Consider the following 23930-nt stretch of genomic DNA (forward strand, 5'->3'; position numbering starts at 1 on the left):
CTTATGCAACTAAATTTAACTGGTCGTCACGTAGAAATTACAGATTCATTAAGAGACTATGTAAACACGAAGTTTGCAAAGCTAGAAAGGCATTTTGATCACATTAACAACGTTCACGTGATCTTAGATGTTGAGAAGCTGGTACAAAAAGCAGAAGCGACCGTTCATTTAAGTGGCGGTGAAATTTTCGCTTCAGATGAACACTCTGATATGTACGCAGCCATTGATAAACTCGTTGATAAACTCGATCGCCAAGTTATCAAGCACAAAGAGAAATTAACTCGACACTAACCATGAAACTTAGCTCGATTATCAACAAGGACTGCACTAAAGCTGCGGTCCTTTTTAATAGCAAAAAACGTGCGCTAGAGTACATTAGTGAATTAGCGAGCGAACACCTTCCAAAACATAACGCCCACGAAATATTAGATGCATTCCTAACACGAGAAAAGTTAGGCAGTACAGGCATAGGCAAAGGTATTGCTATTCCTCATGGCCGCATAGCGGGCATCGATACTATTTTTGCTATTTTAGTGACAAATCAAAGCGGTATTGATTTTGACGCAATAGACAACCGACCTGTCGATATTCTCTTGGCAATGCTTGTACCTGAAGGTAATAATGCAGAACATCTAAAGACCTTAGCTGCAATTGCTGATAAACTAAACAACAAAGAGTTTTGTAAGCAGCTTCGTCATGCAAAAGACGATGACGCACTCTATCAACTTATTGCACTTCAAGATTAATTAACAGAGAGGAATCCATGGAACTGATCATCATTAGTGGTCGCTCAGGGTCAGGCAAATCCGTTGCCTTAAGGGTATTGGAAGACCTAGGTTATTATTGTGTTGATAACATTCCAGTTAATCTCCTTCCCTCTTTGGTTAGAAGTGTTTCTGATAACTATGACAAAATAGCCGTCAGTATCGATGTTCGTAACCTGCCAAAAGAGCAACAAGAATTTAATGATATTCTTGAATACTTACCAGGCTTTGCCAATCCAACGCTGTTCTATTTAGATAGTGATGACCAAGCACTGATCAAACGCTTTTCAGAAACACGCCGATTGCATCCGCTTTCTTTAAATAACCTGCCGCTTGATTTAGCAATTAAAGAAGAAAAAAAATTACTCGATGTGTTAATCACACGAGCAGATGTGCTGCTCGATACGACAGATTTAAGTGTACACCAGCTAGCAGAAACCATTCGAGAGCAGATCCTTGGCAAAAAAGATAAGCAACTTATCATTACTTTCTTATCTTTTGGTTTTAAACATGGGATCCCTAAACAAGCCGATTATGTATTTGATGCGCGCTTTTTACCAAACCCGCATTGGGAGCCTGAACTAAAACCACTGACAGGTTTAGATCAACCAGTTAAAGATTATCTGGCAAGCCACAGCATAGTGCAAAAGTTCACGTGGCAGATCCAAACCTTTGTTCAGACTTGGTTACCTCATCTAGAGCGCAATAATCGCAGCTATTTAACCATTGCAATTGGTTGTACTGGCGGACAACACCGCTCTGTTTACCTAGCACAAACCATTGGTGAAAGCTTTGCTAAAACTCATAACAATGTGCAAATACGTCACCGCGAACAAGACGTAGACTAAAGCATGGTTAAGGCAGAAGATACTTTTCTAATCCAAAACAAGTGTGGTCTGCATGCACGCGCAGCCACAGTACTTGCACAATTAGCCCAACAGTTTGATGCGCAGATCACCCTTTACCAAGATGACAAAGAAGCTCCTGGTGATAGTGTACTCGCTTTGCTCATGCTTGAAAGCAGTCATGGTAAGCAGCTTCGAGTTTGCTGTGAAGGTCCAGATGCCCAGCCTGCACTCACCGCCATTGGCGAGTTAATTGCACAAAAATTTCATGAAGATGAGTAATCAAGCACTTGGTAACTCTGCAAAAATTACGTTAAACTTAAGGCACTCTTTTTAGGCGCCCACAGTAACTGCCTAAACCTTTATTCTCGGTGCACACCACCTAATAAATGGATTGCCTATGCCAGAAGCCTTAGAACAAGACTATACGTTGCAACAATTACAACAAGTAACACACGCAATAAACAATGGTCAGTTTGTTCAGGTTAGGCGTATTCTGGCTGAAACTCCCCCCTGCGACACCGCATTACTACTTGAATCTTCCCCGCACAAAGTGCGTACACAGCTATGGCAATTAGTTGACCCTGATATTCAAGGTGATGTACTCGAAGAGCTATCTGAAGACGTTCGTATTGGTATTATCAACCAAATGGATCCAGAGCTCATTGCAGCCGCTACTGAGGATATGGATGACGATGACTTAGGTGAAGTTCTAAGAAGCTTACCTGAAGAGGTCTACCAAGACGTTGTCGGAGCAATGGACGCCCAAGATAGGGCAAGGGCAACCCAAGCGCTTTCTTATCAAGAGCGCTCTGCGGGTGCATTAATGAGCACAGATACGGTCACCATTAGGCCTGATGTGACGCTCGACGTGGTACTGCGTTATTTACGCCTACGAGGCAAGTTACCCGATGGCACCGACGATTTATATGTCGTCGATAAAGAAAACCAGTTTATCGGGGCGCTGCCTGTCGCAACCCTTTTAACGAACTCACCCGATAAAGTGGTTGCAGAACTCATGGATGATGAGAAAGAAACTATTCCCGTTTCAATGGATGAAAGTGACGTGGCGCAACTCTTCGAACGTCATAACTGGATTTCAGCAGCGGTTGTTGATGATAACTTACAACTGCTTGGTCGAATCACCATTGATGACATCGTAGACGTTATTCGTGAAGACGCTGAACACAGCTTGTTAAGCATGGCGGGTCTAGATGATGAAGAAGATACCTTCGCACCGGTTTTGAAAAGTAGCCAGCGCCGCTCTATCTGGCTTGGCATTAACCTTTTAACGGCTTTGCTTGCCGCCTTTGTCGCCAGCTTTTTCGAAAGTACCCTAGATATACTCCCTATTTTAGCGGTGCTTAATGGCATTGTACCTAGTATGGGTGGGGTGGCTGGTAGCCAAACCCTAACTTTAGTTATTCGTGGTATTGCCCTTGGCCATATCAACAACACCAACCAGAAGTTCTTGCTTGGTAAAGAGCTCGCCATCGGGGCATTAAATGGGGTGCTTTGGTCTCTGTTAATCGCAGGTGTTGTTGCCATATGGCAGTGGGATTTCGTACTCGGTGGCGTGATCGCCTTTGCTATGTTCATGAACTTACTTGCAGCCGGTATAGCCGGTGCCAGTATCCCCATCATCTTAAAGCGTATGAACATAGATCCAGCCCTTGCGGGCAGTGTGGTACTCACCACAGTCACAGATATTGTGGGTATTTTTGCCTTCTTAGGCACAGCGACCTGGTTCTTAGTTTAGCCCACTCCAAACACAAAAAAGCCCGCTCAATGTCGCGGGCTTTTACTTTAATTAAGGCCTATTCACCTGCGATCTGCATTGACTCAATTAATATCGACCCCGTTTGCACACTGCCACGCGCTTCGATATCTCCACCAATGGCCTGCACATTCATGAACATGTCTTTTAGATTGCCAGCAATGGTGATCTCACTTACTGGATATTGGATCTCGCCCTGCTCAACCCAAAAACCTGCTGCGCCTCGAGAATAATCTCCCGTTACTGTATTCACACCTTGACCCATTAGCTCAGTGACTAATAATCCGGTGCCCATTTCTTTAAGCACAGCTTTCAGGTCATCATGGGTTTGTTGCACTAACCAATTATGAATACCGCCAGCATGGCCTGTGGCTGTCATACCCATTTTTCTTGCCGCATAACTTGCAAGTAAATAGGTTTGCAATTCACCACCGTGAATGATTTCACGATCCAGCGTTTTTACCCCTTCACTATCAAATGGGCTAGACGCTAATCCTTTCAATAAATGTGGGCGCTCTGACACATTTACTTTGTCACTAAAAATTTGCTTACCCAAAGAGTCTAACAAGAAGCTCGACTTGCGATATAACGCACCACCACCGATTGCTGAAACCAAATGCCCAAACAAACTATTCGCAATATCCGCTCGAAACACCACAGGCGTCTTCATGGTGGTAATTTTTCTACTGTTCAAACGAGCAATGGTTGACTCAGCGGCTTCAAGGCCGACCGATTGTGCCGATCTTAAACCAGATTGCTCACGACTGAGAGTATAAGCATGATCGCGCTGCATTTGCTCGCCATCTTGACCAATCACCATAGTGCTTAAGCTATGACGTGTTCTCGGGAAGCCCGCCAAAAAACCGTGGGTATTACCATAAACTCGTAAACCTTCATGACTAGAGAAACTCGCACCATCTGAGTTAACAATACGCTCATCAAACTCTAATGCCGCTTTTTCAGCTTCAATACACAGCTCAACACCCTGCTCTGGCGTTACTTCCCAAGGGTGATATAAGTCTAAATCTGGCGGAGACATCTCAAGCAGCGCTTTATCAGCTACGCCATTACAAGGGTCATCCGAAGTAAACTTCGCAATATCAATGGCTTTTTCAACCACAGAGCGAAGCGCTTTAGGGCTCAAATCAGCGGTAGATGCAGAGCCTTTATGATTGCCCACATAAACACTGATCCCCAAGCCGCCATCTTGGTTAAACTCAATGGTCTCAACCTCACCCATACGCGTACTCACAGACAAGCCTGAAGTACTCGACATTGCGGCTTCTGCTGCTGTTGCACCAAGTTTTGTTGCGTGGGACAACGCCTCTGATACGGCCTGTTTGACTTCATCTATTTGAGTAAAAATCGCACTTTGCTGTTCAGATTTCATAGTTATGCTCTCTAAAAACACCTTTAATATCTAAATGCTAACACACATATTCGACTTCGCCTTATCAAGGCACAGCATTTATGACGTATAATTGTTATAATCCGCAAAATTTTTATAGAAACTCCGCACCATGGCTAAGAAAAAGAAACCCGTTATTGAAGAAGAAATTATTTACGTTTCAAAAAGCGAGCTAAAACGCGACGCACAGCAGTACCAACAACTAGCTATCGATTTAGCAGCTATGAGTAAAAAGCAGCGTGATAAGTTACCGCTAAGCGATGACCTTATAGAAGCCATGGTTGTTGCTGACAAAATCAGAGCTAAATCTGAAGCGTATCGCCGTCATATTAACTACATCAGTAAAACACTCCGCCTCACAGACAATGTCGCCGACATTGAAGCTGCGATTGAGTTAATGCTGAACAAAAACAATCAAGCCGATGTTTTACTTAACAAGATTGAATCAACCAGAACTGAGTTAATCAATAATGGTGACAGCTTAATTAACGCTCTTTTAGAACAGTACCCGTCGCTGGAAAGACAAAAACTTCGCCAATTAGTTCGCCAAGCAGCGAAAGAAGCCAAAGCCGAAAAGCCAGCAAAAGGCCATAAAGATCTATTTCAGTATCTTAAAGAAGTCATGATGCCTTAATCTCTGAGTGTGCTTGCTGCGGTTGAACAGTTAGCCGCAGTTTCTCCCCTCTTTAAAAAATGATTCTTTATTAAGCAATTGAACAAGATAAGTAGATTTTTTCGACTTTAAGTGGTGACAAGCCTTATAAAAATTTTTATACTGCCTGCGCTTTTTACGATTCCATTCGGTTTCAAGCACTTCTAAATGGCCCTATAGCTCAGTTGGGTTTTCTTTTGAAAAAAGAAAACGTCGAGGAAGCGAAGGGATATTAGCGAAGCGACCCTAAGCGTTCATTCCGAGACCGGAAAACAGCTTCAGGACGAAATACAAAAAGCAAAAATTTCAAATGGCCCTATAGCTCAGTTGGTTAGAGCACACGACTCATAATCGTTAGGTCCCTGGTTCGAGTCCAGGTGGGGCCACCATTTACTCCAAAATTCATACTTCATTCAAATTCATCTTTTTATAATCAAAGCTTTTTAAACTCATTACTCATATTACAATATACATGTTTTTAATGGCTTAAAGTCTAGCATCTAGGCCTTAGCTCATTTCTAACTCTATGCGTTTATTTTAACCAGAACATCAAGTCGAGAACATTACGTGAAAAAATTAGCAGTAGCACTGAGTGCATTAATTTTAGTTTCAGGTTGTCAAATGTCGCAGCGTCAAAATGCGGCTACGGGTGAGACCGAAACAAACTCAGCAACAAGAGGCGCCATTATTGGCGTAGTATCGGGTGCCATCGTAGGTCTAGCGACCGGTAAAGATGCTGATGATCGCAGAAAGCGTGCGCTAATTGGTGCAACTACCGGAGGTGCAATCGGTGCAGGTGTAGGCTATTACTTTGATAAGCAAGAAGCTGCACTTCGCGAAGAGTTAATGAACTCTGGCGTTCAAGTTAAAAGAGTGGGTGAAGATAAACTCGTATTAATTATGCAAAACGGTATCGGCTTTGATTCTGGCTCAGACAAATTAAGCACTTCAATTTATCAGACACTAGATGGTGTTGCGAAAGTACTTGTTGAGTACCCTGATACGCAGCTATTAATCGAAGGTCATACTGACAGCTCAGGTAGCGAGTCTTTAAATAAAGCTCTCTCTGAAAAGCGTGCGAACTCAGTAAAGGCATACCTACAAAGCCAAAAGGTTGCTGCAAATCGTTTATTCACCGAAGGTCTAGGTGAGTCTCTGCCTATTTGCGATAACAGCACCAAAGCTGGCCGCACTTGTAACAGGCGTGTTGAAATCAGCATCTTCCCAGCGAAGAAGTAAGTTCATTTCATACTTTAGCCCAGCTCACACATAAGAGCTGGGCTTTCTAATTTCCAATGTATTTCCCTTTACTGAGCCTATTTGGATAGGTTTTCTTCTTGAACTTCTAAACCTTTTCTTCATTTTATATGTATGATTACTCATATATGAATAGGAGATAACTATGCGCTTTTTTCTACTACTTTCAATACTGTTATGTAGTTTCGTTGCTTTATGTAAAACTGAGCAAATATCCCAACAGGCACTACTAATTAATCAAATGTCTGCAACGCCGCATCAAATTATCGATGTCAGAAGCCCTGAAGAATTTGCAGCGGGACATGTAAAGGGGGCTATTAACATTCCTTTTAATAAGATCGAACTACATCAGGATTTACTCAATTCTCTTAAACAAAAAACGCTTGTTGTATACTGTCGCTCAGGTCGTAGAGCGGGAATCTTTGAACGTGCGCTGTCTAAAGACGGATTTAACCTTTTACACTTAAGTGGTGATATGAATGCTTGGCAGGCTGAGAGTTTGCCCACCGTGAAATAACACTTTAAGTATTTTATTTGCCCTCTTGTCACCACTTCAAGATGATTAAACATGCTGAGATATCGGAATAAATCATCACGAAAACAAGACTATTTTAAAGAATGTGATAGTATTGTTTGGCAGTGTAAGGATTTTAAAGTATGAATGTTGAACAATTAGTCGATAAAGCAAAACAAGTCTGTGATAACCGTGGCGCACGTTTTACGGCAATCCGTGAAAAAGTCTTCCGTCTACTTGCTGCTAAGCAAGGCGGCGTGGGTGCCTATGATCTTTTAGAAGAATTAAAAGTCTCTGAGCCTGGTGCAAAACCTGCAACGATTTATCGCGCTTTAGACTTTTTATCTGAGCTTGGTTTTATCCATAAAATTGAGAGCACCAATGCATTTATGCTGTGTCATCATTTCGACCATATTCATCCTGTACAGTTGTTGATCTGTGATGATTGTGGGCATGTTGACGAGCTTCATTCAAGTTTAATTTCGCATGAACTGAATAACTTAGCGTCTGAGCGAGGCTTTCAGGTAAGTAACCAAACAATAGAAGCACATGGCAAGTGTGAAAAGTGTAAAGACTAAGTGCAGTTATGCAATTAAACCACTACACTTAACCTAGAACTGAATAATTAAGAATCAAGGGAACAGCACATGAAAGTAGAGTTCATAAACCCTTTTTTATCATCATTAATAAATGTCTTAGCAACCATGGCTCAAACAGAGCTGACACCTGGTAAACCAAAAATCAAAAAAGGTGAAGTTGCGCAAGGTGATGTATCGGGCTTGATCGGTATGGTGGGCCCACAGACTAAGGGTTCTTTTTCTATTACCTTTGATGAGCAACTAGCGCTAACAATCATGGAGCGCATGCTTGGCGAGCGCCCAGATGCAATTAATGAAGAAGTGACAGATATGGTGGGTGAAATCACCAATATGGTCACTGGCGGTGCAAAAAATTTACTCGGTGAAAAAGGCTATGACTTTGATATGGCAACCCCGATTGTAGTGTCGGGTCCAGGTCACACCATTACGCACAAATGTGAAGGCGCTAAAATTATTATGCCATTCACTTCAGCTGACGGTAATGCCAATATCGAGGTGAGCTTCGATAAGTTATGAGTTGGCAGCAAGCTAAATTCACCCTAGCCGCGAAGTCTCGCGGCTTTCACCTAATTACAGATGACATTCTCAAGCAACTTCCAGAGGTCCATAACTATCAAGTGGGCCTTTTACATTTATTCTTGCAGCATACGTCAGCCAGTTTAACCATCAATGAAAATGCCGATCCGACCGTGCGTATGGACATGGAAAGCCATTTTAATCATTTTGTACCCGAGCGTCAGCCCTATTATAAACATGATTATGAGGGTGACGATGATATGCCTGCGCATATTAAATCGAGCACACTAGGCTGCCAAATTACTATACCTATCAGCCATGGCCGTTTAATGTTAGGTACTTGGCAAGGTGTGTATTTAGGTGAGCACAGAGACTACGCCGACGGCAGAAGTATTATTGCTACCTTGTCTGGCGAACTTTATTGATTTTACATCAAAAAATAAGCGGCATATTGGCCGCTTATTTTTTATCTTTTATGTATTGATAACTTACTCTCGGCGTGACATTACACAGCAGTTCGTAAGGAATAGTGCTAGCACACTGTGCCACTTCTTCTACAGGTAAGTTTACACCCCACATTTCAACTTCGTCACCGACCTGAACTGAGTCATTCTCTGCGCCAATATCTACCGTGATCATATCCATCGACACACTGCCGACAATACCATATCGTTTGCCATTGATCACAACCGGTGTGCCTTCTTGCGCATGACGTGGATAACCATCACCGTAGCCCATGGCAACTACAGCAAGCTGCGTAGCTATCTGACTCTGCCAACGACCGCCATAACCTACCCGCTCTCCCGCAGGAATAGCGCGCTTTGCTATCACGCGGGTTTTTAAAGACATCACCGCTGATAAGCCATGCTCTGAGCCGACTGAGTCAAGCATAGGTGAAACACCATATAGCATGAGCCCTGGTCTTACCCAGTCGCCATGGCTATCTGGCCAAGCAATTATGCCCGCAGAATTGGCCAAACAAGTTTGTTCGACTTTGTTGCTCACTAATTTGGAAAAATGTTGGATCTGAGAAAGCGTTTTTTCGTTATTAGTATCGTCAGCGCAGGGGAAGTGCGTCATTAAACGCACATTACGCTTAGCATTTTTAGTGGCTTTAAGGCGAGCATAAAACTGCTCTAGTTGTTCAGGCTCAACCCCTAAACGATGCATACCGGTATCTATTTTAAGCCAAGTAGCAATCGGTGCATCTAAATTTGCCTGCTCTAGTGCACTTAGCTGGTGCTCGTCATGAATGATGGTTTCAAAGTTATTCGCCAATAAGATGGGTAAATCACTCGCTTCAAAGAAACCTTCTAATAAGACGATAGGTTTGGTCAGGCCACCAGCTCGAAGTGCCAAGGCCTCATCGATTCTAGCTACAGCAAACGCATCTGCTCCCTGCAAATGCTGTGCAATCGTCACCAAACCATGCCCATACGCATTGGCTTTTAATACCGCCATCACTTTGCTGTTTGGGGCAATTTGTTTGATACGTGCGAGGTTTTGTTCCAGCGCGGTTAAGTTAATTTCTGCGGTTGCTAATCTCATACAGCCTCTCGTGTGCGACCTGCAAAAAAGTGTTAAGCAGTTAGTGCTTAATACTCATCATCAAATGCAGGGCCTGCGTAATTGTCAAAACGAGAGAATTGCCCCTGGAAGGTTAACCTAACCTTACCAATTGGGCCATTACGCTGTTTACCTATGATTATTTCTGCTACGCCTTTATCTGGACTGTCTTCGTTATACACTTCGTCACGATAAATGAACATGATTAAGTCGGCATCCTGCTCGATTGAACCCGATTCACGTAAGTCAGAGTTTACCGGGCGTTTATCGGCACGTTGCTCTAGTGTACGGTTAAGCTGAGATAGCGCGATAACCGGGCATTGTAACTCTTTTGCTAGTGCTTTTAATGAACGAGAGATTTCGGCAATCTCAAGGGTACGATTATCTGATAAGCTAGGTACACGCATTAACTGCAAATAGTCGACCATGATCATGCTGATACCGCCGTGGTCACGAGCAATACGGCGTGCACGAGAACGAACATCGGTTGGTGTTAGGCCCGAGGCATCATCGATGTACATCTTACCTTTTTCCATCAATAGGCCCATGGTTGACGATAAACGCGCCCAATCTTCGTCATCTAACTGACCTGTACGCACCTTAGTCTGGTTAATTCGGCCTAGAGAGGCCAGCATCCTCATCATGATCTGTTCTGAGGGCATCTCTAGTGAGTAAATCAGTACAGGCTTGTCTTGGGTCATCGCCGCATGCTCAGCCAAGTTCATCGCAAAGGTGGTTTTACCCATTGAAGGACGTGCCGCAACGATGATTAAGTCTGACGGCTGTAAGCCTGCTGTCATTTGGTCTAAATCGTTATAGCCAGAACTCACCCCTGTTACACCATCCTGCGGAGACTGATAAAGCTCTTCAATCTTATCGACTGTTTTTTCTAAGATTGAGTGAATACTTTGTGGGCCTTCAGTGCTTTTCGTTCGCTGCTCTGCGATTTTAAATACTTTACTTTCAGCTAAATCGAGTAGTTCATGGCTATCACGCCCTTCTGGATTAAAACCGGCTTCGGCGATTTCATTTGCAACGCCAATCATTTCACGTACAACCGCACGTTCACGTACAATTGACGCATAAGCATCTATATTCGCGGCACTTGGCGTATTTTTGGCTATTTCTGCTAAATAAGCAAAACCACCAATCGTGCTTAGCTGATTATTTTTTTCAAGGCTTTCAGAAATGGTAATTAAATCGATTGGCTGACTTTGTTCAACCAACCTTTCCATCGCTTCAAAAATTAATTTATGCGTGCGAGTGTAAAAGTCTTGCGATACCACCAATTCGGCAACACGGTCAAACGCCTGATTATCAAGCATTAAACCACCAAGCACTGACTGCTCAGCTTCGATTGAATGAGGGGGAACTTTGAGGGTATCGACTTGATGATCTGGTTTAGCCATAGCACTACACAATCTGAAAGAATTAAGAGGGTTATTTTAGCCCCTAGCGGAGCAACTTAAAAGCGTAAAGCGACTTTCTCATTGTGACAAGACCAGAAATAAAAAGAGGCCTCACTTTGAGACCTCTTATAAACATTACAATTTGTTTAATTTTTCTTTAACTCAATACGACCACTGACGGTATCAATTTCAACATCTGCATCACCGCCATTGAGAATAAATTCTAATTCACGTGATGGGCCATACTTGGCTTTCTTTACTTTATCGCTACTTAATTCGTTGATAATACGACCACCAGAGTGCGCATCAATATCAAAGCGAGCTGATACGTCGCTCGGAAAGTACAAGCGAACATCACCACTCACGGTATCCATATTGATACGCGCATTAGACTGTAACTCTTTAACTTGCACCTTAATCTCACCATTCACGGTATTTAGACGTAAGTCCCTTAAAGAGGCAACTTTGAAGTCTACTTCGCCGTTAACGTTTTCAAGACGAATATCTGTCGCTTCAGTGTGACTTTCAATATCACCGTTTACGGCATTGAATCGCAACTCACCTTTAGAGTTCATATCATTGATGTCACCGTTAACCGTTTCAAAGCGTAAATCACCCGATAACTTGTTTGCATCTACATCGCCATTGACCGTTTCTAAACTTACTTTACCTTCTAGCTGCGTCGCTTCGATGTCACCGTTAACCGTTTTAATACGTGCACCTGCCAGTAATTCAGTCGCAGAGATATTCACATTTATGCCTTCAAAGCTCAACTCACTGTTTTTTGGCATGTAAATAGTCAGTTTAGAGCCATCGCCTTTGTTCCAGCCTTTATAACGCTTAGGCATTTCGACAATAAACTCAGTGACAGAGCCATTGTTCTCAAGTTTATAGCCCTTCGCAATATCATCGAGTGAGCCTGTAACTTTAAATTCTGACTTATCCCAAGATTTAATGTCTACTTCACCACGTTGGTTTTCAATGACAATCTTGCCATTGGCGGGTACTGAAATTTGCTTATCAATGGCTTCACCGGCAAAACAAGCAACTGGGAAAAATAGCAGTCCTGTTAGTAGTTTTTTCATCTTTCTTCTCCTAAATTTGTTGCCAACTTGGTGCATGTACACGGTTGATTAAATCTAATTGCTGCTGATAAACCTGCGCGAGCATTTTCAGTAACGCGGCATTTTCTGGGTCGTTTTGTAAGGCAAGTTTCACAGCTTGCTCAGCCTGCTCTAGTTCATCAAGTTGTTGTTGCCAGTCATTTGTTAAAGCTGGCTGTGCTTCGTACTGTACGAGTAATGCTTGCTTTTGCTGCTCAAACAAAGCACTTAAATCTCTCATCGTGTTTTGCTCAGGGCGCATTACACTGACATTCCATGCCAATAGCCCTGCAATAAAACACGCTGCAATACCCGTTACTTTGGGCCAATACTGTCTGTCATTTATACTGCTCTTGGGTGGCTCTGCAATTGCTCGCTCAATACCAGGCCATAAGTCGCGACTAGGCGCCACCTTACTTGGTTTTGCTAACTCTTCTTTTAAGAAGTCGTCAAAGTTGACTTTACTCATGCTCGTACCACTCCTGTAATAATTGTCTTGCGCGATGATATTGCGACTTACTTGAGCCAACAGCCATGCCTAACATATTGCCGATTTCTTCATGGCGATAGCCTTCAACTGCATGAAGTACAAACACCAAACGTGCACGCTCAGGCAAACGCAAAATTAGCTTGTCTAGCCCGTTTAACCCATTACACATGGCTAAGCTTTGTTCATCCATGCCGCTTTGTTCAAAGCTCACAACTTTTTGCAGCCAGTTTTTATGTTTGCGTAAATAACTAATGGCAATATTGCTCGTTACACTGTGCAGCCAGGTTGAAAACTTTGACTGCCCCTGAAACTGTGAAATTTTATACCACAACTGTACAAACACTTCTTGCGTGACATCTTCTGCATGCTGTTGATCTGCAAGCAGCCTCAAACATAACGCAAATACAGGTTTTTCATGCTGACGGTAAAGCTGGGCAAACGCAGCCTGATCACCTTGTTGTACTTTATGTACTAGGTCATCTGCTTGCTCGTCTTTATTCGTATTCGAGAATGCCTGTTTGGCATCGATTAACATGACGTTATTCCTTTATCGGGTTTGCACCCAGTTTGACGTTTTGCTTCATTGTTATTATCTAAGACGCCACCTTGGCTTAAAAAGGTTTAAAAGAAATTTAAAAAATTTGAAGAGACAGCATTACAAAGCAAAAGTGGTTTTGCAATGAAATGCTGTTAGTTACATTCTATAGTGTCAGTTACCAGTATTACTGCTATCAGAATTGTTAGCTTCACCTTCGCCAGCGTCTAACTCAGGCAAAGGTTTGGCAGGCTCAAAAGCCCAACCTTTGAAAATAAGCTGAGGTTTCTCATTACTACCGCCGCCAGAGCCAAAATTCACATCTTTCAGTGCTGAGTCAAAATGCACACCACTCCCCCCTGAGGAGTTGATAATAGACCCTCGGACAGTACCATAGAGTTGCCCACTTCCTGAGAGCTTCACTTGTGTGAGAGGCGCGTAAATTGTCGCATACATATCTGATGCACCTTTTACCTGAAAGCCATCTCTGCCAGAGTATGAAGAAAAGAAATTCAAACTAGGGATGCCACTGGCTGTCATACCTTCTTTTTCTGTGATTACTTGCCCGCTTGCGCCTAATATCACTTTACCTGTGGTAAACACGGTTAAACTACTGCCGTCTTTAATCGTTAATTTAGCATCGCCATCAAGGATAAAATTACCATCGACCAGAAAAATAACATCGCCGCCAGCAATGGTCATTTTTCCATCGCTATACAATTTGAAGTTTTTCATGCTAAACACACGCTCTTCAGTGGTTTCAGAAATACCATGTTGCTGGCTTAAATTATCAAACAAGTAGATTTGTGCCGCTTTAGAGTTTAAATCCAACGCTTTTTTTCTACCATTATCAGTTAATAGAAGGCGGCCTATAGATGGTGTAAATTGATAAACTTGGGTTGCACCCACTTCAAAATCACGCTTTTGCGCTTCCCCTTGCGCTATCACGTTTGGCATGTTTTTAGGTAACTCGAATGGATCACACTCTTTATTTGGGCGAGCAGGATCATAGTCTGGCGAACTTGGGTCATATACCTCGACTGGTTCCACTTCAGGATTCTTTTTAAAGTAGGGATTGGAATAAGAAACATTATACGCAACGGTACCATCAGAAAACTTAACACTATCTTGTACATGTTCACTAGAAGGAAAGCTTCCTGTACCGCCATACATAATGTCATAGGGATCGTTTGTAGGATTCTTAATTTTACTCCCCCACTCCATCTTCGCATTACCGTTTGCCCTCACTACCCCATCAATTTCTCCACCGCGATGAATATAAAAACCGTTTGAGAACACGCTCCCCTTAACTCGTACACCACTACCCCAAGAGATATCTACCCCTGTATTTGAGTGCACATCGCCTATTACTGGAGATGAACCTTTCAGATAAACGATACCCGAGGCTTTAATATCGCCTTTTATAGGTGAATGGCCGTCAATTGTAACGCTTGAGTCACCAATCACAGTATTTACATGACCAGAAGAATCGCGGTTAGTTTCAGAGTATGGGCCTTTACTAGAGTCATAACTATCAACGACACCACTGCCTGATAAATTAACACCTTTACAACCTGTAACGGCATGTTGAAAGGGGGATTTAACCTCTCCTGGTTTTAATTCAAAACGGGCAACAAGTTGTTGATTCGCATCACCATAATAGCGCTGACCTAGACTCGTAATTTCGAGTAACCCATCAACATTTTTACTCAAACGTGCTTTATAGGCCGTGTCATCGCCTATATCACCGTTTCCGGCGTGTAAACCATATTGATTAACTAATTCATCAACGGTCAAGTTGTTGTTATTTGATACTGCTGTTTGCAAACTTTTAGCTGCCGTAAAAATACCTTTTTCAGCGAGTAAACGCGCATTCATGTCTTTTTGAAAGTTACCCGTTAAACGCTCTTGGATCACAGTTTCTTTAAGTGCACCAAACACCACGACACTGGCCATTGTGCTCATTAACATGACCTTGATTAAAGTGAATCCTGACTGCTGCTTCATACGCTTTCCTTAAATGCTTCGAGCAGAATTAATTGCGTGGTGGCAATATCTATTTGCAGCCCTACTCCAAAGTGACTTGGCATATTTAGCGGTTTGACCGTCACGCTGACTAGATGATTATTATATGCAAAGTTAATGGCCTCTATGCCCTTGAGCAGTTGTAGCGCGCCGTTACCATCGCCAATGTCACAGGTTAGAAAACCATTTTCCAGTGCATAAATTTCAGTGTAATCCACAGCTGGGGTCGTGCCCTGGCAAGATAATACATTGGCAAGCTGCTGAAATTGAATCGTCAAAGGGGCAGCGCTAATAATAGGCTCACTGTTCGTTTGCTTCACACTACGCGTAAATACTTGGCTGGTATAACGGATCACCTCTTGTGCATCTGATAGCTCTTGAGTCATTCTTACTGTGCTTTTTATCGCCGAATAAGACATGGCAACACCAGCCAATAGAAACAAGCCAACTGCCATCGCAACCAACATCTCAAGTAATGTATATCCTGATTGTCTCGCTTTATGGGTTACACACATTCGGCACCTCGACGAAACTTGCATTCAATGTGACCTGATTAAGCAGTTGCTTTTGAGCCTCCTCTGGCACACGTAAATCTTGCCATGCCACAGTGATGGGCATCTCATCGCTATAAGTTTCAGGTAATGTTAAAGCGTATCTAAAAGACAAGCTTTCTGGTGGTTGTAATGACTCTCTAAACGCTTGTTCTTCGAATTTTGATGGGGAGTTATGTTGTATTTCGCACAGCTCCGGCCACATACGCTCAATCGCATTCTGTGCCTGCACCAGAGAAACGGTATAATCGAAGCTATTATTGGCGAACTGCAGTGACTTCAGCTGTGTGACACCCAAACCAATCAGCGCTATGCTCGCAATAAACATAGACACCAATACTTCTAGCAATGAAAAACCAGCATTTACGCGCAATTTTCTTCCGCCTTACCTAACCAACTTTGACCACTACGCAAAATACACAAACGATAATCGTCGGTATTAGTATCGTTATCAGAGATTAAAATATTGCTTTGTAAATTTAATTCACCCGTTGAACGTATCATACGATTAACCAGCTCTGCATTGACTGTTGGGTAATTAGAGTCGAACTGTCGTAACGTCTCCCTGCCACCTGCGACTTCAATTTCTACTAACCAAGAAGTGTCTTGTTTAGTAAGAATAACTGTTTGAGCTCGCTTTACCGCTTCACTTCTGGCGTAACGATACACAGCGTTTAATTGGTTGGCTGTTTTAGTCAGGCGTTCTTGTTTTATAAACTGAGCAAATGACGGGGCTGCAAGCATGGCTAAAATACTCACTAAACCAAGCGTGATTAATAACTCAATCATAGTAAAGCCGCGTGACTTTTGCTTATTTCCAGCAGTCATTGCCATTCCCACTTGCTGTTGTTTGTCCCGCTTGGTCGATAGACAAGTCAGCGCATCTATCAGTCGCTTGTACACTACCCGTTTTTGGTCTTGCAGTTAACACAAACCCCAAACTTCTAAAGTTTGCTGCACCTGCTGGCTTATTTGTATGTCGATAAGTGAAATCATAAACTGCTGAATTTGGTAAATCGTTAAATTGATCGCTATCTGGGTAACCACCGTTTCTTGAGTAGACTCGCTCTAAAATGGCCGCAGTTTGCAACATGGCTTGCTGTGCATCTGAGCGATGCCCATCTTGGATATACCTTTGATAAGACGGATACGCCAGTGTCGTTGTAATCGCAACAATTGCAACCACAATTAACAGCTCAATTAGCGTAAAACCTTTTGTATTTACTCTAGAATTCATACTCTACTCAAATTAAAACAGCGCTGTCATTTTTAACACAAAGCTAACAAGAAGCAAAATCTAAACTTGTTCTTAGCTATGCCAAAATCTGCAGTCAAAATACCACATTATATATGTTTATGAAAAAGGAACGGATTACATGTAATTACACAATGCGCCGCTTGCTCAGATCCGTGAGATATTTATATGAAGAGAGAGTGTGATAGTTTTTATTTTTTTATATAAAAACCGCGTGCATAACACGCGGCTTTTCAACACTTAATCAGAGATTAAGCTTCAGCAATAACGATTACTTTAATAGTAGCAGTTACGTCTGAGTGTACAGAGATTGCAACGTCAAATTCGCCAGTCTCACGGATAGTACCTAGAGGTAGACGAACTTCTGATTTAGCAACTTCAACACCAACAGCTGAGATAGCGTCAGCGATGTCACGTGTACCGATAGAACCGAATAGCTTACCTTCGTCACCAGCTTTAGATACTAGAGTAACTTCAGCTAATGCTTCTAGCTTCTCAGCGCGTGCTTGAGCAGCTGTTAGTTCTTCAGCAATCTTCGCTTCTAATTCAGCGCGACGAGCTTCGAAAGTTTCGATGTTAGCTTTAGTCGCTGGAACTGCTTTACCTTTAGGGAATAAGAAGTTACGAGCGAAGCCAGATTTAACTGCAACTTGGTCACCTAAGTTACCAAGGTTTGCGATCTTGTCTAGTAGAATAACTTGCATGTTTCTACACCTTTTAAAAACGAGTTAATCCGCTGCTTACTTATGTAAGTCAGTGTATGGAAGAAGGGCTAGGTAGCGAGCACGCTTGATAGCAGTTGCTAGCTGGCGCTGGTATTTAGCGCTAGTACCTGTGATACGGCTAGGTACGATTTTGCCACTTTCAGTTACATAGTTTTTAAGAGTAGCTAGATCTTTGTAATCGATTTGTTGTACGCCTTCCGCTTTGAAACGGCAGAACTTACGACGTCTGAAATAACGTGCCATGAGTAATTTCCTCAATTAATTCTTTCAATATGTTGTGCATGTAAGACAAGTTGACTTAAACCATTTCGGTTTTCGTGACGATTTAAAAAACCGCGTACTTGTATTGCCTGCCCAACGTATAAATGCTGTGTTTGATTCTGTAATTGTGCACCGCTTGCAACCACACTTAGACGAACATAACTATTTCTATTTAGTTCGGCTTCGACTTGCATTGATTTGTGCTCAAGTACAAACGTGCAATGTGGAATACCAGCTGGGCTTTGACTAAATTTGGGTGTTTTACAAACCGTACCCGAAAGTACATATTGATTTGTATACAGATCAGGCTGTGTCACCTATTTAATCAATCCAGATTCAATAACGATTAAGCAGAAGCTGCTTCTTTTTTCTCTTCTTTAACAAGAGGAGACGCTTCAGTAACAGCGTTTTTAGTACGCATAACTAGGTTACGTAGCACTGCATCGTTGTAGCGGAAAGAAGTTTCAAGCTCGTTGATTACTTCAGTTGGTGCTTCAACGTTCATTAGAACATAGTGTGCTTTGTGAAGCTTTTCGATTGGGTAAGCCAGTTGACGACGACCCCAGTCTTCTAGACGGTGAATTTGACCACCAGCTTCAGTGATAGAACCAGTATAACGCTCGATCATACCAGGTACTTGCTCACTTTGATCTGGGTGAACCATGAATACGATTTCGTAATGACGCATGGATATTCCTTACGGTTAATATAGCCTTGTCCCGTTTCGGCCAGTCGGGGGAAGGCAAGGAACTAAATGTGATAGCCGAAATGAGCGCGTATTTTACGTTGAGTTGGGAGTTTTGGCAATGAAAAAAGCAAGAAAAGACTAATTATTAATCAAGATTATAAGTGAGTAAGGATATATTTGAAGCAGAAGATTGGAGCGGCACACGAGGTTCGAACTCGTGACCTCGACCTTGGCAAGGTCGCGCTCTACCAGCTGAGCTAGTGCCGCATTCCATAGTTAGCTCTATGTTGTTGGTAACATTGCGAAGGTCGCGTCTATTACCCGAAGCAGCTGAGCTAGTGCCGCATCCCATAGATAACCCGAGGTTTTTAGCAGCTGAGTTAGTACTGCATATAATTAGTTAAACACTAATTAACTTGTGTAAAACAAGATTAAGAATTTGGAGCGGCACACGAGGTTCGAACTCGTGACCTCGACCTTGGCAAGGTCGCGCTCTACCAGCTGAGCTAGTGCCGCATTCCATAGTTAGCCCTATATTATTAGTAATATCGCAAAGGTCGCGCCTATTACCTGGAGCAGCTGAGCTAGTGCCGCATCACAATATTTAGCAATATAATTGCTGCGCTTTAAAACAAGAAACCCCGCAGAGTTACTCTCTTAAGCGGGGCAGGATTGTACAATAATGCAGGTGCTTTGCAAGCAGTTTTTAAAGATTAAAGAACTTTTCTTTATAAACCTTTAATTCCATTATTGAATCTTTTATATCGTCTAGTGCCAAGTGTGAGCTTTTCTTTTTCACTTGACCTAGTAACTCAGGCTTCCAACGACGTGCAAGTTCTTTCACTGTACTCACATCTAGGTTGCGATAGTGAAAGTAAGCTTCAAGTTCAGGCATATACTTATTCAAAAAGCGGCGGTCTTGACCAATAGAATTACCACACATAGGCGAACTCCCTGGTGGTACCCACTCTTTTAAAAACTCTAAAGTTTGTGCAATGGCATCGTCTTCAGTGAACTTGCTGGCCTTACAGCGAGCTGTCAAACCTGAACGACCGTGTTGATTGGTACACCATTCGTCCATGTTATCTAACAACTCATCACTTTGATGAATAGCAATAACAGGGCCTTCAGCTAATACATTTAAATCGCCGTCAGTAATAACCGTAGCAATTTCTAAGATTTTATCTGTTTTAGGCTCTAAGCCCGTCATTTCAAGATCTAGCCAGATCAAATTTGATTCATTAAAAGACATAAACTACCTTAGCGGTACTTCCTTTAGATCCAATGCAATTAGATATATCATATTAGCTTCACTTGTTTACCTAAAGCTTTTTTTTTAAAAGCGCTTAATTTAATTGAGTTATAGCCCATTTAAGCCATGCTCACAAAGTAAACAGAGTGATTTTAGGCAATTTTATTAATTGCATTTTTGATCAGTGACAAGCTAAGTAACTATGGCAAAACAAAAGAAACTCAGTAAAGGCCAATCCCGTCGGATCAGTGCCAACCATCAAAAACGCTTGCGTAAAGCTAAACAACAGCATAGCGAGCAACAAGATACTCAGTGGCAAACCGACAATTTAGGTCCAACTGAAAATGCAGTGGTGATCAGTCGTTTCGGCCAACATGCCGATATAGAAACGTCTGATGGCGAAGTTTTGCGCTGTAATATTCGCAGAACTGTTGGCGGTTTAGTATGCGGTGATGAAGTATTCTTTCGTCGTGCCAAAGTCAGTGATGGTGACCTCGCTGGTGTTATAGAGGCCATTGAAGAGCGACGCTCACAGCTTACCCGCCCAGACTTTTATGATGGCGTTAAAGTTGTTGCAGCAAACATTGACCAAATTTTAATGGTGTCTGCAATTTTGCCTGAGTTCACCCCACAAATTATCGACCGATATTTAGTGGCTTGTGAAGATATGGGTATCGAGCCCATCTTAGTGCTCAATAAAATCGACTTGATTGATGACGAAGGTCTCGAGTTCATTAACGAGATTTTAGATATCTATCGTGAATTAGATTATAAAGTTCACCTTGTCAGTACTAAAACCGGCGAAGGTATCGACGCGCTTAAGCAAGTATTAGTGGGTAAAAACAACATCTTTGTAGGTCAATCTGGGGTCGGTAAATCAACACTCGTCAATACCGTACTCCCTGATGCAGATATTCTTACCAAAGAAGTCTCTGAAAATAGTGGCCTTGGTCAGCACACCACGACGGTGTCACGATTACACCACTTACCTAGCGGCGGAAACCTGATTGATTCACCGGGGATCCGTGAGTTTGGTTTATGGCACTTAGACGTTGAACGCGTAACTTGGTGCTTTAAAGAGTTTCGCGAGTATATAGGCGGCTGCCGTTTTAGAGATTGTAAGCACCTTAATGACCCAGGATGCATTTTGGTCGAAGCGGTTGATGAGGGTAAAATTACTGAGTTACGTTTTGACAGCTACCACCGTATTCTAGAATCAATGGCTGACGGCCGCGCGGGTGCTCGTGCGCCAAGAGTTTAAAAAATTTACAGTTTATATGTTAGTATCTGCGCTAATTATTTTTAGGAATTTATAGTCCCCATGGATAAATTTAAAATTGCCATGCAATACGCCATGCCTAAGCATGGGATCTCTCGCCTAGTTGGTAAATTGGCTGCTGCCGAAGCAGGCTCCGTGACAACTTCTTTAATTAAGGCGTTTATCAAGCAGTATAAGATTGATATGAGCGAGGCACTTTACGAAGATCCTGCGCACTATAAAACCTTTAATGAGTTCTTTACTCGCCCATTAAAACCAGGCATTCGCCCGTTAACAGAAGATGAAAGCATCATTACTCACCCAGTAGATGGTGCTATCAGCCAGTTAGGCGACATTATTGATGGTCAGCTTATTCAAGCTAAGGGCCACAACTACAGCTTACAAGACCTACATGGTGGTGATAAAGACGATGCAGAGCCATTTATGGGCGGTAAGTTTGCCTGTATTTACTTGGCACCAAAAGACTACCACCGTATTCATATGCCAATTGACGGTACGCTACGTAAGATGATTTATGTACCGGGTGATTTATTCTCGGTAAACCCACTTACAGCGAAAAATGTGCCTAACTTGTTTGCGCGAAACGAGCGTGTCGTGGCGATTTTCGATACCAAAGTGGGGCCACTTGCGATGACCTTAGTAGGTGCAACGATTGTAGCAAGCATCGAAACGATTTGGTCAGGGACAGTTACCCCACCTGCAGGTCGCGACGTAATGACATGGAATTACCCTGTTGAAGGCGACAAAGCTATACATTTAAAGAAAGGCGATGAAATGGGCCGCTTTAAGCTAGGCTCAACGGTCATTTTAGCTTGGGGTAAAGATCAAGCAGATTTCTTAGATAGCGAGCAGCCTGAAACAGTAACCCGTATGGGCACGCCATTCGCAACAATTAAATAAAACCAATTGAATTTTAAGAAATTGGTATAAAAAGAAAAGCCATCCATACTTTGTATAGATGGCTTTTTTGGAATCTAAAAACTCGCTTTATTAAAAACAAAAAACCCAGCCGAGGCTGGGTTTTTGAATTCTTTAAAACTAAAATTACTTGATTTTAGCTTCTTTGAAAATCACGTGCTTACGTACTTTAGGATCGTACTTTTTGATTTCCATTTTTTCAGGCATGTTACGCTTGTTCTTGTCGGTAGTGTAGAAATAACCAGTACCAGCAGTTGAAACTAAACGGATCTTATCACGCATGATTCAGCTCCTTAAACTTTTTCGCCGCGAGCACGGATATCTACTAATACCGCGTCGATGCCTTTTTTATCGATAATACGCATACCTTTAGTAGTAGTACGTAAAGTAACAAAACGTTTTTCGCTTTCAACCCAGAAACGGTGCGTTTGTAGGTTAGGTAGGAAGCGACGCTTAGTAGCGTTGCGCGCGTGTGAACGGTGGTTACCTACCACTGGGCGCTTACCTGTAACTTGACAGACTTTAGACATGTCTATATATCTCCAATAACTTCGCTCGAGCTTAATTTTCCCTTGGGCCTTAACTGTTTGCCCTGGGGTAAATCAGAGGGCGCTCTTTATACAGCATTAGCAGGCAAAGATCAAGGATCTAGTCCTATCAATCAGCTCATATGTAAATTTGATAGCGGCCAATTATAATGATCGAATCGTGCTTAGGAAAGTAAAAACTGCATTTAAATTAAACTAATTTGCAATATTTTGAGCAAAGCTGCGTTTTTTAACGTTTTCTTTCTATAAATCACTTAAATCAAGCCTCGCTGTGCAAAAGATATGCAGCGATTCCCTGCCACAATAAGGTGATCTAATACATGAATGTCCACTAAAGCGAGGGCTTTTTGCAATTTTTGGGTAATTAACTTATCGGCTTCGCTTGGCTCAGCAATGCCACTGGGATGATTGTGCGCAAAAATTAATGAGGCCGCATTATGCTTCAATGCCGCTTTTACCACTTCTCTAGGATAAACACTCGCCGCGTTTATTGTGCCATTAAATAAAATCTCGTCATGAATAAGTTGGTTCTGGTTATCTAAATACAGCGCCATAAACACTTCATGTTCTAACCCTTTTAATTGCAAACACAGGTAGTCATTCACCGCATCAGGCGAAGTGAATACCGTGTCGCGCAAGCATGCTTCACGCATATAGCGTTTACTCAATTCAAGCACGGCTTGTAATTGTACATATTTGGCCTCCCCCAAACCCTTCAACGCTGAAAACTCTTTTAGACTGGCATTAAATAAGTTTTGTAATGACCTACTTTGCGTTAGTAGTGATTCTGCCAATTCAATGGCATTCATGCCGGCGATTCCAGTTCTTAAAAATATTGCCAAAAGCTCTGCATCACTCAATGCATGCGGGCCTTTTTTCAGTAACTTTTCTCTCGGTAGGGTGTGTTTTGGTAATGCACTCAATTGCATAGTTTGTCCTTAATTTCTTTGTTCCTAGGCGCTAAAGTGTAGTCAAAGGATCATAAAAGACAAA

The 23930-nt window shown here is 42.4% G+C and carries 32 protein-coding genes and 3 tRNA genes; 14 read left to right on the forward strand and 21 right to left on the reverse strand.

Going from position 1 to position 23930, the window contains the following annotated elements; all coding sequences use genetic code 11:
* Positions 1-3 precede the first annotated feature (3 nt).
* From hpf to mgtE, 5 genes are all read left to right on the forward strand, one after another.
* Complete coding sequence (gene hpf / locus C1E24_RS11465) at positions 4-291, forward strand: ribosome hibernation promoting factor (RefSeq protein WP_138481560.1); 288 nt, start codon at positions 4-6, stop codon at positions 289-291.
* Between the two features lie 2 nt (positions 292-293).
* Positions 294-746: a PTS IIA-like nitrogen regulatory protein PtsN gene (ptsN, locus tag C1E24_RS11470; RefSeq protein WP_138481562.1), complete on the forward strand. Its 453-nt coding sequence runs from the start codon at positions 294-296 to the stop codon at positions 744-746.
* A 17-nt stretch (positions 747-763) separates the two neighbouring features.
* Positions 764-1612: an RNase adapter RapZ gene (gene rapZ, locus C1E24_RS11475; RefSeq protein WP_138481564.1), complete on the forward strand. Its 849-nt coding sequence runs from the start codon at positions 764-766 to the stop codon at positions 1610-1612.
* Between the two features lie 3 nt (positions 1613-1615).
* Positions 1616-1891 carry an HPr family phosphocarrier protein gene (locus C1E24_RS11480; RefSeq protein WP_138481566.1) on the forward strand — a complete coding sequence of 92 codons (276 nt, stop codon included), beginning with the start codon at positions 1616-1618 and terminating at the stop codon, positions 1889-1891.
* Positions 1892-2009: 118 nt separating this feature from the next.
* The gene (gene mgtE, locus C1E24_RS11485; protein WP_138481568.1) at positions 2010-3368 is read left to right on the forward strand and encodes a magnesium transporter; all 1359 of its coding nucleotides are present in this window, start codon (positions 2010-2012) and stop codon (positions 3366-3368) included.
* Between the two features lie 58 nt (positions 3369-3426).
* On the opposite strand, the gene pmbA is transcribed toward mgtE, so the two are convergent.
* Positions 3427-4776 (reverse strand): metalloprotease PmbA, encoded by a 1350-nt coding sequence (gene pmbA / locus C1E24_RS11490; protein WP_138481570.1) that lies wholly within the window; start codon positions 4774-4776, stop codon positions 3427-3429.
* Between the two features lie 130 nt (positions 4777-4906).
* Here pmbA and yjgA point away from each other — a divergent pair, with 130 nt between their 5' ends.
* The 7 genes from yjgA (at position 4907) to C1E24_RS11525 (ending at position 8757) form a co-directional block, all read left to right on the forward strand.
* Entirely contained in the window at positions 4907-5428 is a 522-nt protein-coding gene (yjgA, locus tag C1E24_RS11495; protein WP_138481572.1) for a ribosome biogenesis factor YjgA, read from the forward strand.
* 330 nt (positions 5429-5758) lie between these two features.
* A tRNA-Ile gene (locus C1E24_RS11500) sits at positions 5759-5835 on the forward strand.
* Between the two features lie 178 nt (positions 5836-6013).
* The gene (locus C1E24_RS11505; RefSeq protein WP_138481574.1) at positions 6014-6685 is read left to right on the forward strand and encodes an OmpA family protein; all 672 of its coding nucleotides are present in this window, start codon (positions 6014-6016) and stop codon (positions 6683-6685) included.
* Positions 6686-6848: 163 nt separating this feature from the next.
* Complete coding sequence (locus C1E24_RS11510) at positions 6849-7220, forward strand: rhodanese-like domain-containing protein (RefSeq protein ID WP_138481576.1); 372 nt, start codon at positions 6849-6851, stop codon at positions 7218-7220.
* A 140-nt stretch (positions 7221-7360) separates the two neighbouring features.
* Positions 7361-7795, forward strand: coding sequence for a transcriptional repressor (locus C1E24_RS11515; protein ID WP_058028574.1), 435 nt, complete (start codon positions 7361-7363; stop codon positions 7793-7795).
* 69 nt (positions 7796-7864) lie between these two features.
* Positions 7865-8332, forward strand: a complete 468-nt coding sequence (locus tag C1E24_RS11520) for a chemotaxis protein CheX (protein ID WP_138481578.1) — start codon at positions 7865-7867, stop codon at positions 8330-8332.
* Complete coding sequence (locus C1E24_RS11525; RefSeq protein WP_138481580.1) at positions 8329-8757, forward strand: secondary thiamine-phosphate synthase enzyme YjbQ; 429 nt, start codon at positions 8329-8331, stop codon at positions 8755-8757. Before C1E24_RS11520 ends, C1E24_RS11525 begins: the two co-directional genes overlap by 4 nt.
* A 34-nt stretch (positions 8758-8791) precedes the next feature.
* Here C1E24_RS11525 and alr read toward each other — a convergent pair whose 3' ends face one another.
* The 17 genes from alr to orn all read right to left on the reverse strand — a co-directional run bounded on the left by alr (position 8792) and on the right by orn (position 20192).
* A complete protein-coding gene (gene alr / locus C1E24_RS11530) occupies positions 8792-9880 on the reverse strand; it encodes an alanine racemase (protein WP_138481582.1) in 1089 nt (362 codons plus the stop codon).
* Between the two features lie 47 nt (positions 9881-9927).
* Entirely contained in the window at positions 9928-11307 is a 1380-nt protein-coding gene (dnaB, locus tag C1E24_RS11535; protein ID WP_138481584.1) for a replicative DNA helicase, read from the reverse strand.
* Between the two features lie 146 nt (positions 11308-11453).
* Complete coding sequence (locus C1E24_RS11540) at positions 11454-12392, reverse strand: DUF4097 family beta strand repeat-containing protein (RefSeq protein ID WP_138481586.1); 939 nt, start codon at positions 12390-12392, stop codon at positions 11454-11456.
* A 10-nt stretch (positions 12393-12402) separates the two neighbouring features.
* A complete protein-coding gene (locus tag C1E24_RS11545; RefSeq protein ID WP_138481588.1) occupies positions 12403-12879 on the reverse strand; it encodes a hypothetical protein in 477 nt (158 codons plus the stop codon).
* On the reverse strand, positions 12872-13435 hold the full coding sequence (locus C1E24_RS11550; RefSeq protein ID WP_138481590.1) for an RNA polymerase sigma factor: 564 nt from the start codon (positions 13433-13435) through the stop codon (positions 12872-12874). The genes C1E24_RS11545 and C1E24_RS11550 overlap by 8 nt, the downstream gene beginning before the upstream one ends.
* 174 nt (positions 13436-13609) lie before the next feature.
* Entirely contained in the window at positions 13610-15442 is a 1833-nt protein-coding gene (locus tag C1E24_RS11555) for a DUF7305 domain-containing protein (RefSeq protein WP_138481592.1), read from the reverse strand.
* Entirely contained in the window at positions 15439-15975 is a 537-nt protein-coding gene (locus C1E24_RS11560; RefSeq protein WP_171040877.1) for a prepilin-type N-terminal cleavage/methylation domain-containing protein, read from the reverse strand. Before C1E24_RS11560 ends, C1E24_RS11555 begins: the two co-directional genes overlap by 4 nt.
* Positions 15959-16384, reverse strand: coding sequence for a type IV pilus modification PilV family protein (locus tag C1E24_RS11565; protein ID WP_138481596.1), 426 nt, complete (start codon positions 16382-16384; stop codon positions 15959-15961). Before C1E24_RS11565 ends, C1E24_RS11560 begins: the two co-directional genes overlap by 17 nt.
* A complete protein-coding gene (locus C1E24_RS11570; protein WP_138481598.1) occupies positions 16375-16839 on the reverse strand; it encodes a GspH/FimT family pseudopilin in 465 nt (154 codons plus the stop codon). Before C1E24_RS11570 ends, C1E24_RS11565 begins: the two co-directional genes overlap by 10 nt.
* The gene (locus tag C1E24_RS11575; RefSeq protein ID WP_138481600.1) at positions 16823-17248 is read right to left on the reverse strand and encodes a type IV pilin protein; all 426 of its coding nucleotides are present in this window, start codon (positions 17246-17248) and stop codon (positions 16823-16825) included. Before C1E24_RS11575 ends, C1E24_RS11570 begins: the two co-directional genes overlap by 17 nt.
* A 269-nt stretch (positions 17249-17517) precedes the next feature.
* On the reverse strand, positions 17518-17970 hold the full coding sequence (rplI, locus tag C1E24_RS11580; protein ID WP_138481601.1) for a 50S ribosomal protein L9: 453 nt from the start codon (positions 17968-17970) through the stop codon (positions 17518-17520).
* Positions 17971-18006: 36 nt separating this feature from the next.
* Positions 18007-18234: a 30S ribosomal protein S18 gene (gene rpsR / locus C1E24_RS11585; RefSeq protein ID WP_010386263.1), complete on the reverse strand. Its 228-nt coding sequence runs from the start codon at positions 18232-18234 to the stop codon at positions 18007-18009.
* Between the two features lie 11 nt (positions 18235-18245).
* Entirely contained in the window at positions 18246-18569 is a 324-nt protein-coding gene (gene priB, locus C1E24_RS11590) for a primosomal replication protein N (RefSeq protein ID WP_130254141.1), read from the reverse strand.
* A gap of 29 nt (positions 18570-18598) precedes the next feature.
* The gene (rpsF, locus tag C1E24_RS11595) at positions 18599-18940 is read right to left on the reverse strand and encodes a 30S ribosomal protein S6 (protein WP_058028561.1); all 342 of its coding nucleotides are present in this window, start codon (positions 18938-18940) and stop codon (positions 18599-18601) included.
* Between the two features lie 191 nt (positions 18941-19131).
* Positions 19132-19207, reverse strand: a tRNA-Gly gene (locus tag C1E24_RS11600).
* Between the two features lie 173 nt (positions 19208-19380).
* Positions 19381-19456 (reverse strand) — tRNA-Gly (locus tag C1E24_RS11605).
* Positions 19457-19646: 190 nt separating this feature from the next.
* A complete protein-coding gene (gene orn / locus C1E24_RS11610) occupies positions 19647-20192 on the reverse strand; it encodes an oligoribonuclease (RefSeq protein ID WP_058028560.1) in 546 nt (181 codons plus the stop codon).
* A 202-nt stretch (positions 20193-20394) separates the two neighbouring features.
* Between orn and rsgA the strand changes: the two genes are divergently transcribed.
* The gene (gene rsgA, locus C1E24_RS11615; RefSeq protein ID WP_138481603.1) at positions 20395-21453 is read left to right on the forward strand and encodes a small ribosomal subunit biogenesis GTPase RsgA; all 1059 of its coding nucleotides are present in this window, start codon (positions 20395-20397) and stop codon (positions 21451-21453) included.
* Positions 21454-21513: 60 nt separating this feature from the next.
* Complete coding sequence (gene asd / locus C1E24_RS11620) at positions 21514-22371, forward strand: archaetidylserine decarboxylase (RefSeq protein WP_138481605.1); 858 nt, start codon at positions 21514-21516, stop codon at positions 22369-22371.
* Positions 22372-22515: 144 nt separating this feature from the next.
* On the opposite strand, the gene rpmG is transcribed toward asd, so the two are convergent.
* From rpmG to radC, 3 genes are all read right to left on the reverse strand, one after another.
* Positions 22516-22671, reverse strand: coding sequence for a 50S ribosomal protein L33 (rpmG, locus tag C1E24_RS11625; protein ID WP_005493124.1), 156 nt, complete (start codon positions 22669-22671; stop codon positions 22516-22518).
* Positions 22672-22682: 11 nt separating this feature from the next.
* Positions 22683-22919: a 50S ribosomal protein L28 gene (rpmB, locus tag C1E24_RS11630; protein WP_058028557.1), complete on the reverse strand. Its 237-nt coding sequence runs from the start codon at positions 22917-22919 to the stop codon at positions 22683-22685.
* Positions 22920-23191: 272 nt separating this feature from the next.
* On the reverse strand, positions 23192-23866 hold the full coding sequence (gene radC, locus C1E24_RS11635; protein WP_058028556.1) for a RadC family protein: 675 nt from the start codon (positions 23864-23866) through the stop codon (positions 23192-23194).
* Positions 23867-23930: the final 64 nt, after the last annotated feature.

The organism is Pseudoalteromonas phenolica (assembly GCF_005876835.1).
In the GTDB taxonomy this organism is placed as follows: domain Bacteria; phylum Pseudomonadota; class Gammaproteobacteria; order Enterobacterales; family Alteromonadaceae; genus Pseudoalteromonas; species Pseudoalteromonas phenolica_B.

Excerpts from the sequence above, each read along its gene's own strand:
- hpf (WP_138481560.1), top strand. The coding sequence starts at position 4 with ATGCAACTAAATTTAACTGGTCGTCACGTAGAAATTACAGATTCATTA.
- ptsN (WP_138481562.1), top strand. The coding sequence starts at position 294 with ATGAAACTTAGCTCGATTATCAACAAGGACTGCACTAAAGCTGCGGTC.
- rapZ (WP_138481564.1), top strand. The coding sequence starts at position 764 with ATGGAACTGATCATCATTAGTGGTCGCTCAGGGTCAGGCAAATCCGTT.
- C1E24_RS11480 (WP_138481566.1), top strand. The coding sequence starts at position 1,616 with ATGGTTAAGGCAGAAGATACTTTTCTAATCCAAAACAAGTGTGGTCTG.
- mgtE (WP_138481568.1), top strand. The coding sequence starts at position 2,010 with ATGCCAGAAGCCTTAGAACAAGACTATACGTTGCAACAATTACAACAA.
- pmbA (WP_138481570.1), bottom strand. The coding sequence starts at position 4,776 with ATGAAATCTGAACAGCAAAGTGCGATTTTTACTCAAATAGATGAAGTC.
- yjgA (WP_138481572.1), top strand. The coding sequence starts at position 4,907 with ATGGCTAAGAAAAAGAAACCCGTTATTGAAGAAGAAATTATTTACGTT.
- C1E24_RS11510 (WP_138481576.1), top strand. The coding sequence starts at position 6,849 with ATGCGCTTTTTTCTACTACTTTCAATACTGTTATGTAGTTTCGTTGCT.
- C1E24_RS11515 (WP_058028574.1), top strand. The coding sequence starts at position 7,361 with ATGAATGTTGAACAATTAGTCGATAAAGCAAAACAAGTCTGTGATAAC.
- C1E24_RS11520 (WP_138481578.1), top strand. The coding sequence starts at position 7,865 with ATGAAAGTAGAGTTCATAAACCCTTTTTTATCATCATTAATAAATGTC.
- C1E24_RS11525 (WP_138481580.1), top strand. The coding sequence starts at position 8,329 with ATGAGTTGGCAGCAAGCTAAATTCACCCTAGCCGCGAAGTCTCGCGGC.
- alr (WP_138481582.1), bottom strand. The coding sequence starts at position 9,880 with ATGAGATTAGCAACCGCAGAAATTAACTTAACCGCGCTGGAACAAAAC.
- dnaB (WP_138481584.1), bottom strand. The coding sequence starts at position 11,307 with ATGGCTAAACCAGATCATCAAGTCGATACCCTCAAAGTTCCCCCTCAT.
- C1E24_RS11540 (WP_138481586.1), bottom strand. The coding sequence starts at position 12,392 with ATGAAAAAACTACTAACAGGACTGCTATTTTTCCCAGTTGCTTGTTTT.
- C1E24_RS11545 (WP_138481588.1), bottom strand. The coding sequence starts at position 12,879 with ATGAGTAAAGTCAACTTTGACGACTTCTTAAAAGAAGAGTTAGCAAAA.
- C1E24_RS11550 (WP_138481590.1), bottom strand. The coding sequence starts at position 13,435 with ATGTTAATCGATGCCAAACAGGCATTCTCGAATACGAATAAAGACGAG.
- C1E24_RS11555 (WP_138481592.1), bottom strand. The coding sequence starts at position 15,442 with ATGAAGCAGCAGTCAGGATTCACTTTAATCAAGGTCATGTTAATGAGC.
- C1E24_RS11560 (WP_171040877.1), bottom strand. The coding sequence starts at position 15,975 with ATGTGTGTAACCCATAAAGCGAGACAATCAGGATATACATTACTTGAG.
- C1E24_RS11570 (WP_138481598.1), bottom strand. The coding sequence starts at position 16,839 with ATGACTGCTGGAAATAAGCAAAAGTCACGCGGCTTTACTATGATTGAG.
- C1E24_RS11575 (WP_138481600.1), bottom strand. The coding sequence starts at position 17,248 with ATGAATTCTAGAGTAAATACAAAAGGTTTTACGCTAATTGAGCTGTTA.
- rplI (WP_138481601.1), bottom strand. The coding sequence starts at position 17,970 with ATGCAAGTTATTCTACTAGACAAGATCGCAAACCTTGGTAACTTAGGT.
- rpsR (WP_010386263.1), bottom strand. The coding sequence starts at position 18,234 with ATGGCACGTTATTTCAGACGTCGTAAGTTCTGCCGTTTCAAAGCGGAA.
- rpsF (WP_058028561.1), bottom strand. The coding sequence starts at position 18,940 with ATGCGTCATTACGAAATCGTATTCATGGTTCACCCAGATCAAAGTGAG.
- orn (WP_058028560.1), bottom strand. The coding sequence starts at position 20,192 with ATGTCTTTTAATGAATCAAATTTGATCTGGCTAGATCTTGAAATGACG.
- rsgA (WP_138481603.1), top strand. The coding sequence starts at position 20,395 with ATGGCAAAACAAAAGAAACTCAGTAAAGGCCAATCCCGTCGGATCAGT.
- asd (WP_138481605.1), top strand. The coding sequence starts at position 21,514 with ATGGATAAATTTAAAATTGCCATGCAATACGCCATGCCTAAGCATGGG.
- rpmG (WP_005493124.1), bottom strand. The coding sequence starts at position 22,671 with ATGCGTGATAAGATCCGTTTAGTTTCAACTGCTGGTACTGGTTATTTC.
- rpmB (WP_058028557.1), bottom strand. The coding sequence starts at position 22,919 with ATGTCTAAAGTCTGTCAAGTTACAGGTAAGCGCCCAGTGGTAGGTAAC.
- radC (WP_058028556.1), bottom strand. The coding sequence starts at position 23,866 with ATGCAATTGAGTGCATTACCAAAACACACCCTACCGAGAGAAAAGTTA.